The following is a 12,436-nucleotide window of genomic DNA, read 5'->3' on the forward strand; positions in this document are numbered from 1 at the left end:
AGTGGGCGAGTCCTGGCACGCCCTCCCCCGTCAATCCGGTTGACCGGGCGAGGGCAACCATGGATATTCATCTGCGTGACGCAGACACTGCATGACGCAAACAAATCCACCGCTGGTCCTCCTCTCTCCGCCCGCTCCCGCTGGGCGATCCTCGGCGTCGTCCTCGCCGCCGACGTCCTGGACCTCCTCGACTCGACGATCACCAACATCGCCGCCCCGACCATCACCCGGGACCTGGGCGGCGGTCCCGGCCTCGTCCAGTGGCTCGGCGCCTCCTACGCCCTCGCCCTCGGCGTGCTCCTCGTCCTTGGCGGACGGCTCGGCGACCGGTACGGCCGGCGGCGGCTCTTCCTCGTCGGGCTCGCCGGGTTCGTCGCCGCCTCCCTGGCCTGCGGGCTCGCCCCGGGCCCCGCCTTTCTGGTGGTCGCCCGGCTGGTGCAGGGCGCCTTCGGGGCGCTGCTCATCCCGCAGGGCTTCGGCATCCTCGGCACGAGCTGGCCCCGGGACCAGATCGGCAAGGCGTTCAGTCTGTTCGGGCCGGTGATGGGACTGTCGGCGGTGGGCGGGCCGATCCTCGCCGGGTTCCTCGTGGACGCCGACATCGGCGGCCTCGGCTGGCGGTCCATGTTTCTCATCAACCTCCTCCTCGGCGGCGCCGCCCTGCTCGCCGCCCTGCGGCTCCTCCCCCGCGACACCGGCGACGGCACCGCCCCCGTCGACGGCCCGGGCTCGGCGCTGATCGCGGGTGCCATGCTCGGTCTGCTCGGCGGGCTCATCGACGGCTCACAGCACGGCTGGACGGGACGCGCCCCCGCCCTCCTGCTGCTCGGCCTCGCCCTGTTCGCGGGCTTCTGCCACCGTCAGCGCACCGCGCCCGCCCCGCTCATCCGGCCCTCGCTCCTCCACAACCGGGGCTTCACCGCCGGTCTCCTCCTCGGCGTCGTCGTCTTCGCCGCCGTCGCCGGACTCCTCTATGTCATCTCCCTCTACTTCCAACAGGGCCTCGGCCGCTCCCCCGCGGGCACCGCGCTCGGCCTGATCCCCCTCTCCGCCGGAATCGTCGTCGCGTCGATCGCCTGCTACCGGCTCATCCACCGCTTCGGCCGCCGACTCGCCGTCACAGGCCTCCTGCTCGTCCTGGCGGGCTGCGGCTGCCTCGCCGCACTCGTCGCCAACTCCGGGACGGCAGTGGGTGGTTGGGCTCTCGTGCCACCTCTCCTTCTGGTCGGGCTCGGTATGGGCACCTGCTTCGGCACGGTCTACGACATCACCATCGGCGACATCGAACCGGCCGAGGCCGGCAGCGCGAGCGGTTCGCTCAACGCGGTGCAGCAGCTGGCCAACGCGGTCGGGGCGGCGGCCGTGACCACCGTGTACTTCAAGGCGGTCGGCGGCGGTACGACCCATGCCCTGCTGGTGAGCCTCGCCGTGGTCGGCGCGGCCGTCGCCCTGTGCCTGTGTCTCGTACGGCTGCTGCCGCGCAGGGCGCCCGAGGACCATGGTCACTGACGGCCGACGGGCACGCTGGTAGCTTTCGCTCCGGCCGGACGGCAGTGCGAAGAGAGCCCGGACGGGAGTGGGAAGAGAGCCGCAGTGAACCGAACTCAGGCCCTGAACCGGTGGTTCACGGCGGACAACAACCCCGTCCAGGTCTTCGGCACGGTCGCCGCCGTCACCATCGCCGCGCTCACCGTGCGTCCGCTCGGCACCTCCGGTACCGGGCTCGCGGTGCTGTGTCTGCTCGTCCTGGAGTCGCTGCTGCTGTGCACCCGGCTCATCCCCGAGGGCCGGTTCCCGCCCGGCGTGCAGCTCGCGGTGCTGTGTACCTGGGCGGTCGGGGCGGCGGCACTGATGAACCTGGAGACCTCCGGGGCCTCGGCCCTGTTCGCCTACTTCGTGACCGGGCACGCCGGGTACCGTCTCGAAGCCCGCCGCGCGCTGCCGTTCGCGGCGCTCACCAGTGCCCTGTGCGCGGGCGCGCTGCTGGTGCCGTGGGGTGGCCATGGCGCCTCGTGGATCGTGGGCGCCTTCACCGGTGTCAGTGTGCTGGTCGGTATCTCCAACCGCGCCCATACGGGCGCGTTGCGCTCCGCGCGGGCCGCCGCCGAGCAGGCCGAGCTGGCCGCGCGGGCCGAGGCGAGGGCGGAGGCGCTGGCCGAGCGGGCCCGGATCGCCCGGGACGTACACGACGTACTGGCCCACTCGCTGGCCGGGGTGAACATGCAACTGGAGGTCACCGACGCCCTGTTGGAGTCCGGTGACGTCGACCGGGCACGGCAGGCGGCCCAGCGGGCGCAGAGCCTGGTCCGCTCGGGGCTGACCGAGGTGCAGCGCACGGTCGGGGACCTGCGGGAGGACGCGCTGCCGCTGGTGGAGACGCTGCGGTCGCTGCTGGCGTCCGCCTCCGACGCCGGTACGCTGACCGTCGACGGGCCGCCGCGCGAACTGCCCGTCCGCCTCGCCCAGGTGATCGTGCGCTGCGCCCAGGAGGCGCTGACCAACGCGCACAAGTACGCGCCCGGCGCCCCGGTCCGCATGCGACTGGAGTACCTGGAAAGTGCGGAACGGCAGGCCGGGGAGACCGTCTTCGAGGTGGTGAACTCCGCGCCGCCGGAGGGCTCGCGGCCGTTGGCCGGTGCGGGGAGCGGGATGGGTCTTGTCGGGATGCGCGAGCGGCTCGACCTGGTGGGCGGCACGGTCACGGCCGGGCCGATCGTGGACGGCGACGACGCAGGAGGCTGGCAGGTGCGCGTGGTGATCCCGGGATGAGCGACGAGCAGCGGGGCGAACAGCGGCCTGTTGTCAGGGTAGTTGTGGCCGACGACCAGACCGCGGTGCGGGAGGCGCTGGCGACCGTACTGGATCTGCAGTCCGGTGTGGAGGTCGTGGCGACCGCGAAGGACGGCGGGGAGGCCGTGCGGGCGGCCGAGGAGCACGCGCCCGATGTGATCCTCATGGATCTCAACATGCCCCGGGTGGACGGCGTGGAGGCCACCCGGCTGATCGGCGAACGCTTCCCCGGGGTCGCCGTCGTGGTGCTCACCACCTTCGCCGACGAGGAGTACATCCTCGCCGCGCTCGGCGCCGGCGCCCGCGGCTACCTGACCAAGGAGTCCGGCCGGGAGGACATCACCCGCGCGGTGCGGGCGGCGGCCGCCGGGCAGTCCGTGCTCGACCCCGCCGTACGGGACCGGCTCGTCGCCGCCGCGGCGCGGGGCGGCGCCCCCGTCCAGCGGGCGGGGGCGGGACTCGCCCCGGACCTCACCCCCCGGGAGGTGGAGGTGCTCACGCTGATCGGCGAGGGGCTCACCAACCGGGGTATCGCCGAACGGCTGGTGGTGAGCGAGGCCACGGTGAAGACCCATATCAACAACCTCTTCTCCAAGGCTCATCTGCGGGACCGGGCGCACGCCGTGAAGTACGCGTTCATCCACGGACTGGTGAAGACTCCTGGATGAGGGCCTGACCCTGGGCCCCGGCCGGCGCCAGGAGGCGCACGCGGGCCAGGAGCAGGAACACCCGGGTGAGGACCATGGCCAGCGCCATGATGACGAAGAACGGTGCGATGGCGTCCTGGACTATGTGGTGCTCCGCCATGAACGTGCCGAGCTGGTCGCGGAACCAGGTGTTGTGCTCGGCGAGGTAGATGAAGGCGACGCGCAGGGCGACCACCGCCGTCCAGATCGCCACGAAGCCGGCACCGCAGCGGGTGTGGACCTTGCCCGAGGCCGGGTCGCGCTCCACGCCGGTGGTGAGGGTGGCGACGACACCGCAGGCGAGCCCGATCGCGGCGCCCACCAGATAGACCACGATGTCGACGGTCTGGGTGGGCGTCCCCTTCAGATAGAAGTAGCCGACCGCGGACACCGTGCCGATCGGCATCAGCACCTTGTGCAGGTCGTACTTCCGGCGCCCGTACTGCGTCAGCATCATCACCGCGAAGATGCCCCCGCTGATCGCCAGCGCCTGCTCCATGTCCGTCATGACGTCGCACTCCTCGGTCTCCGGCGGTCGCCCCGCCTCGCGTTTTCCTGAGATCGACTCTCCCGCCGATACCGGAAAAGCTCCCGGACCCACGGGTGGAAATCCGGGTGGAGACGCAGGGTGGAGCCCTCCCCTAGGGGCAGCTCGGGGGGCCGGTGCGGAGGGGGGTAGGTGCGAAGGGGAGCCGCGTGCGGAGGGGGCCGGATACCAAGGGGACCCGATGCTCGGGGGCTGGGCGCCAAGGGCTCCGGATGCCGAGGAGGACCGTGTGCCAACGGGTCCGGAAACCGGGCGGGCCGGGCACCGAAGGGACCGGCCCCCAAGGGAGACCGGACCCCAAGAAAGCCAGGCGCCCGGAAGGCCGCGCACCAAGAGCTCCGGATGCCGAGGAGGACCGTGTGCCAGGGGCTCCGAAGCCGGAGCCGAAGGGACCGGACGGCCCAGGCGACCGGGCGCCCCCGGGGCCGGATGCCGAAGGGCCCGGATACCGAACGGCCCGGATGCCGGGCAGGCCCCCGTGGCAAAGGGACCGAATCCTCTACGGCACAAGCACCAGCCGCCCCCGCACCCCGCCCTCCGCGAGTCGCGCGTGCGCCCCGGCCGCGTCCGCCAGGGGGTACGTGTCCGCCACCCGCAGCGTCAGTACGCCCTTCTCCACCAGGGCGACCAGTTCGGCGAGCCGGGCCCCGTCCGCGCTCACCTCCACCGCCCCGGTCCGCACCCCGCGCTCCGGAGCCGGCGCGGCCTGCGGAATCACCCCGGCGAACGCGCCCCCGTCCCGCACCCACGCCAGCGCCCGTTCCCCGAGGACCGCCGCGTCCAGCACCGCGTCGACGCTCCCCGCAGGCACCCCCTCGCTCGTGAACTCGGCTGCGCCCAGGGCCCGTACGAACTCCTCGTCACCGGACCGGGCGAGTCCGGTCACCAATACCCCACGCTGCGCGGCGAGTTGGACGGCGAAGCCGCCCACGGCCCCCGCCGCGCCCGTCACCAACAACGTCTGACCCGGCGTCAACTGCAGCAGATCCAGGGCCTGTACGGCGGTCAGCGCGTTCAGCGGGAGGGTGGCGGCGTGCACCGCGTCCACGCCCTCCGGCGCCTTCGCCACCGCGCCCGTGTCCACGACGACGTAATCGGCGTGCGTGCCCAGCGGCTTGACCGCGCCGTAGTGCAGGGCGACCACCTCGTCACCGGCCTGCCACCCGGTGGCGACGCCGGTCGCGTCCACCGTCCCGGCTACGTCCCAGCCGAATCCGAGCCGCTCGCCCGCGCCCCCGAACGCGCCCGCGCGCACTCCGGCGTCCACCGGGTTCAGCGAGGCCGCCGCGACCTTGATCCGCACCTGCCGGGCGCCCGGCTCGGGAATTTCCGTCTCCACGACCCGAACCGCCTCGGGCCCGCCGAACGTCGTCACCACTGCAGCACGCATGCCGGACAGCTCCTCGTATGGGGTGTTCGCTTCGGTATCTCCTCAGCTGTCGACAACCCTAGGAAGAGCTACTATCCATCGGGAAGTAGTTACCTGAAGGTGTGTACCTACCCCGCAAGTGACCGGAAGTGAACGGAGGCCACGGCCCATGGCGACCATGACAGCGGCCCAGAAGCGCGAACAGGCACGTGTCGAGTACGACGCGTTCATCCGCAGCTGCCCCACCAACCAGCTGCTGGACCGCATCAGCGACAAGTGGGTCAGCCTGGTCGTCGCCGCCCTGTCCCCGGGCCCGATGCGCTACAGCGACCTCGCCCGCAAGATCGCCGGCGTCAGTCCCAAAATGCTGACGCAGACGCTCCGTTCACTGGAACGCGACGGCATCCTCTCGCGCACGGTCACCCCGTCCGTCCCGGTCCGCGTCGACTACGAACTCACCCCGCTCGGCGCCAGCCTGAGCATGCTGCTGCTCGCCGTGAAGGACTGGGCGGAGACCCACATCGAGGAAGTCCACGAGGCGCGGGGCCGCTACGACGGGGACGACGGAACGCCTTCCTAGCCGTCCCCTGGGCCCTCGCTCAGACCTCCCCCGCCCGCAGCCGCGCGATCTGCCGCCCGCTGAACTCCACCGTCCGCCTCATGTGCCCGACGATCACGGCGAGTTCGGCGTCGGCGAGGTCGTCGAAGAGCGTGAACCAGCCGCCGCCCAGCCGGTTCCACATCCGGCCGAACTCGGTGATCTTCTCCGGGACGGTGGCCACCAGGACCCGCCGCCGGTCCTCCGCGTCCCGCTCCCGGACGACGTACCCCGCCCGCTCCAGCCGGTCCACGAGCCGCGTCGCCGACCCGGTCGTCAGCCCGGTCAGCTCGGCGATCCGGCCCGTCGTCACCGGCCCCGCCTCCAGCGTGAGCAGGTTCAGACACTGCAGATCCGTGGGGTGCAGCCCGAGGCGGTCGGCGACGGCCTGGTTGAACAGGGCGTAGGACGCCATGTACCGGCGCGAGACGGTGGACAACTCGTCCAGCAGCCGCGCCCGCGCGTTCCCGGACATGTCGTACCCCTCGTCGCCTGTGCCGTGCGGAGATCGAGATCGTACGACGAGCTCGGCCAAGTGGCTCAGGGGTACTACGGGCGTGACTCAGAAGTAGTAGCTGTCACCGGTGTCGAGGACGAGCACCCGCTGCTGGTCATTGGCCCGGTTCCCGTCCACCGCGCCGCCGCCCCACACCGTGTCCAGCTCCAGCAGCACCTCGGAGGACGCGTCCCGCAGCCGTACCCGCAACTCGATCCGCTCGCCCACCTCGTCCGCCGCCAGCGCCCCCGTCCGGCACACCACCACCCGCTCCCCCGACCGGGCACACCCCTCCGGCAGCGTCTGCCGGTCCGCGAGCGCCTTCGACCAGCGCAGCCGTACGGTCGCGTCGGGGACGGCGGACGGACCGTGGTTGCGCGGGGTGAACCGCACGTCGATCAGGCCCGCGGTCATGGCGACGGAGCCGTGATAGGAGAGATCCGCCTCCGGAGCCGGCACACCGGGGGCCGCGCCCATCACCGCGAACGCGGCACCCACCACGGCGCCGACCCGTAGTACCCGTACGACTTCCCGCATGCCATCCACTCCTCAGTACATCCGCAGGCCACCGTGGTCGTACGGATGTATCCCACGCGGAGCACGCGACAGGCGCCGTCCATCAGGTGACACCCGGGTGATCAGGTGACTCCCGTGCGATCGGGTGACATCCGTGTGATGGGGTGGCGGTCATGCTCGTACTTCGCTCCGCGGCCCTCTTCGTCGTCGCCGCCGTCTTCGAGATCGGCGGCGCCTGGCTGGTCTGGCAGGGGGTGCGCGAACACCGCGGCTGGCTGTGGACCGTCGGCGGGGTCATGGCCCTCGGCGTGTACGGCTTCGTCGCCACCTTCCAGCCCGACGCCCACTTCGGCCGCATCCTCGCGGCGTACGGCGGGATCTTCGTCGCCGGATCACTGGCCTGGGGCGCGGTCGCGGACGGCTACCGGCCCGACCGCTGGGACCTCGCCGGCGCCCTGGTGTGCCTGGCCGGGATGGCCGTGATCATGTGGGCGCCGCGCGGAAACTGAGCCGCCGCCGGGCCCGCCTATCCTGGACGGAGTCGTACGCACGAACCAGTTGATCCCTCCCGAGGAGCAGCCCATGGCCACCGCCCCACCGTCCGCCGCATCCCGTATCGCGGTCGTCACCGGGGCGAGCGGCGGAATCGGCGCCGCCACGGCCCGCCGGCTCGCCGCGGCCGGTTACCGCGTCGTCCTCACCGCCCGCCGCAAGGACCGCATCGAGACGCTGGCCGAGGAGATCAACAAGGCGGGCCACAAGGCGACCGCGTACGAGCTCGACGTCACCGACCGGGCCGCGGTCGACGAGTTCGCGACCGCCTTCAAGACGATCGGCGTCCTGATCAACAACGCGGGCGGCGCGCTCGGCGCCGACCCGGTCGCGACCGGCGACCCCGCCGACTGGCGCACGATGTACGAGACGAACGTCCTCGGCACGCTGAACGTCACCCAGGCCCTGCTCCCCGCCCTCACCGCGAGCGGAGACGGCACGGTCGTGGTCGTCTCCTCCACGGCGGGCCACGGCACGTACGAGGGCGGCGCGGGCTATGTCGCCGCCAAGCACGGCGCCCACGTCCTCGCCGAGACGCTGCGGCTGGAGATCGTCGGCACCCCGGTCCGGGTCATCGAGATCGCGCCGGGCATGGTCAAGACGGACGAGTTCGCGCTGACCCGGTTCGGCGGGGACACGGAGAAGGCGGCGAAGGTCTACGCGGGCGTCGCCGAGCCGCTCACGGCGGACGACGTGGCCGACACGATCTCCTGGGCGGTCACCCGCCCCAGCCACGTCAACATCGACCTGCTCGTCGTCCGCCCACGCGCCCAGGCCTCGAACACCAAGGTGCACCGGGAGCTGTGATGCCGGACGAAGAGGTACGCCCGGACAACTCCCAAGAGACCCTGGACCGGCGCCGGCTGGCCGAGGAGACCAGGAACGAGCGCAAGGTCTGGTACTTCCTCGCCTACTTCCTCTTCGGCATCCACATCGTCGCGTTCGTGATGATCTACGCGGTGACGCATGCGCCGAACAAGTGAGGAAGCGGGGAGCGACGGTCAGACCTGATCGCCGTTCAGGAGATCGCTCGCCGACCGGTGGACCTTCGTCAACGCGCTGAGGAGGGCCGCGCGTTCGGCGTCGGTGAGGTCCGCGGTGACCCGCTCCTCGATCAACCGCCGTTCCGCCTCGACCGGTTCGCGCAGCGCGCGCCCCGCGTCGGTGAGCCAGAGCCGGACGAGCCGGTTGTCCCGGTCGTCGCGGCGCCGGGTGAGGAGTCCGGCCGCGGTCATCCGGTCGGCCATCTTGACGACGGTGGGCGTCGTGACGTGCAGCGCGGCGGCGACCTCGCCGGGGGTGGCGCCGTCGCGTTCCCAGAGCACGGCGAGCAGGTGGTTCTGGCCGACGTGCAGCCCGTGGCGCCGCATGGCCGCGTCGGCAAGGGAGCGGAGCACCTTCGACGTCCTGCCGTGCAGGTCCAGGAACTCGGACATGGCGGCCCTTCACGCAAGTCGATTGACGGCTAATCATTCACCGGCTAGCGTTCTCCCGAACTCATTAGACGGCAAACGACTTTGGGAGCCGCAATGATACTGGTCACCGGCGCCACCGGAAACATCGGCCGGGCCCTCGCCCGCGAACTCGACGACAGGGGCGAGAAGTCACGGCTCCTCGTCCGCGACCCCGCCCGAGCCGCCGGACTGCCCCCGTCCGACCGCGCCGAACTCGTCGTAGGAGACCTGGGCGACCCCGACACACTCGCCCCCGCCCTCTCCGGCGTGGACAGACTGTTCCTGCTCACCCAGGGCATCGGCACAGACCACACCACCACGGCGGTGGCCGCCGCCCGCGCGGCCGGAGTGCGGCACCTCGTGCACCTGTCCTCCGCCCACGTCCTGCTCGACCCGGTCCCCGCCATGGGCCGCTGGCACCACGAGCGCGAGCAGATCATCCGCGCCTCCGGCATCCCCGCCACCTTCCTCCGGCCCGGCGGCTTCATGACCAACGCCCTCGACTGGCTGCCCACCATTCACGAGGGCGGCTACGTCCTCGACCCGGTCGGCCCCGGCCGCTACGCGCCGATCGACCCCGCCGACATCGCCGCGGTCGCCGCCCACGTCCTGACCGGCCACGAGGAGGAGGGCGAGGAGTACGTCCTCACCGGCGACGAGACGTTCACCGTCGCCGAGCAGGTCCGGATCATCTCCGAGACCGTCGGCCGCACCATCGAGGTCAGGGCCACCACCACACCGGACGAGATCGTACGGTTCCGCTTCCCCCACGGCGCGCCCCCGGCGCTCGCCGCCGCCGTCACCGAGGGCTTCGCACTCATGCGCGCCGACACCGTCGGCTTCGGGACGGACACCGTGGAGCGCCTGCTCGGCCGCAGGCCGCGCACGTTCGCCGACTGGTGCGCACGCCACGCCGACGCGTTCCGCCGACCGGCCACCGTATGAAGTCCCGGCCACCGAATAAAGTCACCGTCCGTGGACAGACACCTCCCCTTCGACGATCTCCCCAACTTCCGTGACCTGGGCGGCTACCCGACCCCGGACGGCCGCCGCGTCCGCCCCGGACTCCTCTACCGCGCCGACTCCCTGGGCAAGTTGAGCGAGAACACGGACGACTGGACCCGCTTCCTCGGCCTCGGGATCGCCACGGTGATCGACCTCCGCCACCCCTGGGAGATCGAGCGCAGGGGCCGTGTCCCCGAGCACGCGTCGTTCACGTACCACAACCTGAGCATCGAGCATCGCCCTTACGACCAGGCGGTGTTGACCCCCGACATCGACCCGGGGCCGTACCTGGCGGAGCGGTACGCGGAGGTGGCAGAAGACGGCACGGAGGAGATCGCGCGGGCGCTGGAACTGGTCGCGGCGGCGGCCGAGACGGACACCCCCCTCGTCTTCCACTGCGCGTCCGGCAAGGACCGCACCGGCCTGCTCGCGGCACTCGTCCTCGGCCTGCTCGGCGTCCCCGAGGAGACGATCGTGGAGGACTTCACCCTCACCGAACTCGCCACCCCCGCCCTCCTCCTGGCCTGGCAGACCCGCAACGGCGGCCGCACCCCGGCCTGGCCGGCCTGGGGCCACGCCCCGGAAGCGGTCATGCGCCTGTTCCTGGCCGGGCTGACCAGCCGCTACGGCTCGGTCGAGGACTATGTGACCAAGGCCCTGCCCCTGGACGCCACGGCCCTCTCCACCACCCTGCGCGACAAGCTGCTTGAACAACGTCCCACCACCTGGCCGGAGTTGACCTACCGCGAGGCCACCGAGGCGGACGCCGCCGCACTCGTCCGCCTCCGGGACAGCGCGGCCCTGTGGCAACTGGCCCGGGGCATCGACCAGTGGAAGCCGGGAGAGAAGGACGAGGCCCACTTCCTGCGGCGCGTGCGGGAGGGCGAGGTGTGGCTGGCGTACGCCGGCGAGACCCTGGCCGGCGCCTGCGAGATCTGGTGGGACGACCCGGCGGCCTGGGGCCCGCGCCCGCCCGACGCCGGCTACGTCCACCGCCTGATGACGACCCCGCACACGGCACCGCCGGGCACGGGACGCCGGCTGCTCGCGCAGGCGGAATCCCGCATCACCGCGACGGGCCGCCCGTACGCCCGTCTGGACTGCCTCTCCGCCAACCCCCGCCTGCGCGCCTACTACGAGTCGGCGGGCTACACCGTCGTAGGCGAACAGCGGGCGAAGGACGGCGGGTTGGGGAGCCCGTACGCGGTGACACTCCTGGAGAAGCGCCTCGGCGGCTGAGCCGAGACCAGCCGGTGCGGGCCTACTTCCGCTGCTGGAAGATCCACTCCCGGATGCCTTCGATGGTGTAGGCGATCGGCCAGGTGGAGTTGTGCTCGACGCCGTGCGCGTTGGCCAGGCCTCCGGCCAGGGTCGAACCCTTCTTGAACGTCGAGTAGTTGACCGTGGTGCCCTTGGCCACCATGGCCTTGACGTCCGCAGCGAACTCCGCCGCCGTGGACTGGCCGTCCCAGACCGCACGGCCGACCTTCGTCCCGGCCTTCTCGACGACGGCCATGATGGCGTTCTCCCCCGGATACGCCTTGGTGGCGCCCTGCGAGACGGTGACCCAGAGGTTCTTCTTCGCCAGCGGCGCGGCCTGGGCGGCGGGCCACTGGCCGGCGGCGGGTCGCGAAGCGGCGAAGAGATCGGGGTACTTGATGTTCAGGCCGAGGGCCATCATCGCCCCCGTCGACTGCCCGGTGGAGTACAGCCGTTCGGTGTCGATGCTGTACTTGCCCGCCGGCTCCCGGACCAGGTCGGCGGTGGTGTCGAAGAGCGACGTCGGCCTGTAGTCGTCGCCGACGACCACCTCCGGGTACTGCGGCGCCGGCACGAACGCCGGCCGCTCCGCCGGAGCGGCCCAGCACACCGCGCCCAGCCCCTGCACCAGCGTCGCCCGCACGGTGGTGCCGATCAGGCTCGCGTCGTGCATGAAGAGGACCAGCGGATAGGACTTGGTCTTGTCGTAGCCCTTCGGGACGAAGAGGCTGTACGACAGCGACCTGCCGGTCTTCGGGTCCTTGTACGTGAACTGCTGGAAGTCGTCGACGATCAGGTTCACGGTGTGGCCGGTGGCTACCTTGGTGTCGCCGGCGGCGTAGCGAGTGCCGTCGGTGTCGTGACGGTGCCGGCCTGGGCGACGGTGGCCTTCGCCGCCTTGATGGTGGCGGGTCCGCCGGTCGAGCCGACCTGCGGGCCGGGGATGACGTACGGACTGCTGGAATCGGACGCCGAGGGCGATGACGACGCCGACGGCTGGGTGCTCCCCGCTGCGCCCCCCACCCCCGCCCACGCCTCCCCACAGCAGCGCGCCGTCGTCGTTCGGGGAGAGCTCCACGATGACGTACGGCCCGCCCTTGCCCCGGGGAGGGCCGCGCCGGTGTTGGCGTAGACCTTGGTGACGGTCCGCCCCTCGACGACCT

At 71.8% G+C, this 12,436-nt stretch carries 15 protein-coding genes; 9 read left to right on the forward strand and 6 right to left on the reverse strand.

Annotated elements, in window-relative coordinates; all coding sequences use genetic code 11:
* The first annotated feature begins 75 nt into the window (after positions 1-75).
* The 3 genes from AB0I51_RS09410 to AB0I51_RS09420 all read left to right on the forward strand — a co-directional run bounded on the left by AB0I51_RS09410 (position 76) and on the right by AB0I51_RS09420 (position 3,458).
* A complete protein-coding gene (locus AB0I51_RS09410) occupies positions 76-1,509 on the forward strand; it encodes an MFS transporter (protein WP_362973013.1) in 1,434 nt (477 codons plus the stop codon).
* 84 nt (positions 1,510-1,593) lie between these two features.
* Positions 1,594-2,769: a histidine kinase gene (locus tag AB0I51_RS09415; protein WP_362973015.1), complete on the forward strand. Its 1,176-nt coding sequence runs from the start codon at positions 1,594-1,596 to the stop codon at positions 2,767-2,769.
* On the forward strand, positions 2,766-3,458 hold the full coding sequence (locus tag AB0I51_RS09420) for a response regulator transcription factor (RefSeq protein ID WP_362973017.1): 693 nt from the start codon (positions 2,766-2,768) through the stop codon (positions 3,456-3,458). The genes AB0I51_RS09415 and AB0I51_RS09420 overlap by 4 nt, the downstream gene beginning before the upstream one ends.
* Here AB0I51_RS09420 and AB0I51_RS09425 read toward each other — a convergent pair.
* The gene (locus AB0I51_RS09425; protein WP_362973019.1) at positions 3,427-3,984 is read right to left on the reverse strand and encodes a hypothetical protein; all 558 of its coding nucleotides are present in this window, start codon (positions 3,982-3,984) and stop codon (positions 3,427-3,429) included. The two genes, AB0I51_RS09420 and AB0I51_RS09425, sit on opposite strands and share 32 nt — an antisense overlap.
* A 538-nt stretch (positions 3,985-4,522) precedes the next feature.
* The gene (locus AB0I51_RS09430; RefSeq protein ID WP_362973021.1) at positions 4,523-5,413 is read right to left on the reverse strand and encodes an NADP-dependent oxidoreductase; all 891 of its coding nucleotides are present in this window, start codon (positions 5,411-5,413) and stop codon (positions 4,523-4,525) included.
* Between the two features lie 148 nt (positions 5,414-5,561).
* On the opposite strand from AB0I51_RS09430, the gene AB0I51_RS09435 reads away from it, so the two are divergent.
* The gene (locus tag AB0I51_RS09435) at positions 5,562-5,972 is read left to right on the forward strand and encodes a helix-turn-helix domain-containing protein (protein WP_362973023.1); all 411 of its coding nucleotides are present in this window, start codon (positions 5,562-5,564) and stop codon (positions 5,970-5,972) included.
* Positions 5,973-5,991: 19 nt separating this feature from the next.
* On the opposite strand, the gene AB0I51_RS09440 is transcribed toward AB0I51_RS09435, so the two are convergent.
* Positions 5,992-6,465, reverse strand: a complete 474-nt coding sequence (locus AB0I51_RS09440) for a MarR family transcriptional regulator (protein ID WP_359609076.1) — start codon at positions 6,463-6,465, stop codon at positions 5,992-5,994.
* 87 nt (positions 6,466-6,552) lie between these two features.
* Complete coding sequence (locus AB0I51_RS09445) at positions 6,553-6,963, reverse strand: hypothetical protein (protein ID WP_362973133.1); 411 nt, start codon at positions 6,961-6,963, stop codon at positions 6,553-6,555.
* 212 nt (positions 6,964-7,175) lie between these two features.
* On the opposite strand from AB0I51_RS09445, the gene AB0I51_RS09450 reads away from it, so the two are divergent.
* The 3 genes from AB0I51_RS09450 (at position 7,176) to AB0I51_RS09460 (ending at position 8,537) form a co-directional block, all read left to right on the forward strand.
* On the forward strand, positions 7,176-7,511 hold the full coding sequence (locus AB0I51_RS09450) for a YnfA family protein (protein WP_362973025.1): 336 nt from the start codon (positions 7,176-7,178) through the stop codon (positions 7,509-7,511).
* 73 nt (positions 7,512-7,584) lie between these two features.
* Positions 7,585-8,361 carry an SDR family NAD(P)-dependent oxidoreductase gene (locus AB0I51_RS09455; protein WP_362973027.1) on the forward strand — a complete coding sequence of 259 codons (777 nt, stop codon included), beginning with the start codon at positions 7,585-7,587 and terminating at the stop codon, positions 8,359-8,361.
* On the forward strand, positions 8,361-8,537 hold the full coding sequence (locus tag AB0I51_RS09460) for a hypothetical protein (protein WP_362973029.1): 177 nt from the start codon (positions 8,361-8,363) through the stop codon (positions 8,535-8,537). The genes AB0I51_RS09455 and AB0I51_RS09460 overlap by 1 nt, the downstream gene beginning before the upstream one ends.
* A gap of 18 nt (positions 8,538-8,555) precedes the next feature.
* On the opposite strand, the gene AB0I51_RS09465 is transcribed toward AB0I51_RS09460, so the two are convergent.
* The gene (locus AB0I51_RS09465; protein WP_362973031.1) at positions 8,556-8,990 is read right to left on the reverse strand and encodes a MarR family winged helix-turn-helix transcriptional regulator; all 435 of its coding nucleotides are present in this window, start codon (positions 8,988-8,990) and stop codon (positions 8,556-8,558) included.
* 93 nt (positions 8,991-9,083) lie between these two features.
* Between AB0I51_RS09465 and AB0I51_RS09470 the strand changes: the two genes are divergently transcribed.
* The gene (locus AB0I51_RS09470) at positions 9,084-9,953 is read left to right on the forward strand and encodes an NAD(P)H-binding protein (RefSeq protein ID WP_362973033.1); all 870 of its coding nucleotides are present in this window, start codon (positions 9,084-9,086) and stop codon (positions 9,951-9,953) included.
* A gap of 30 nt (positions 9,954-9,983) precedes the next feature.
* On the forward strand, positions 9,984-11,252 hold the full coding sequence (locus AB0I51_RS09475; RefSeq protein WP_362973035.1) for a GNAT family N-acetyltransferase: 1,269 nt from the start codon (positions 9,984-9,986) through the stop codon (positions 11,250-11,252).
* Positions 11,253-11,274: 22 nt separating this feature from the next.
* Here AB0I51_RS09475 and AB0I51_RS09480 read toward each other — a convergent pair whose 3' ends face one another.
* A complete protein-coding gene (locus AB0I51_RS09480; RefSeq protein ID WP_362973037.1) occupies positions 11,275-12,351 on the reverse strand; it encodes a hypothetical protein in 1,077 nt (358 codons plus the stop codon).
* Between the last annotated feature and the right edge of the window lie 85 nt (positions 12,352-12,436).

Origin of the sequence: Streptomyces sp. NPDC050549 (assembly GCF_040655035.1) — a bacterium.
Taxonomy (GTDB): domain Bacteria; phylum Actinomycetota; class Actinomycetes; order Streptomycetales; family Streptomycetaceae; genus Streptomyces.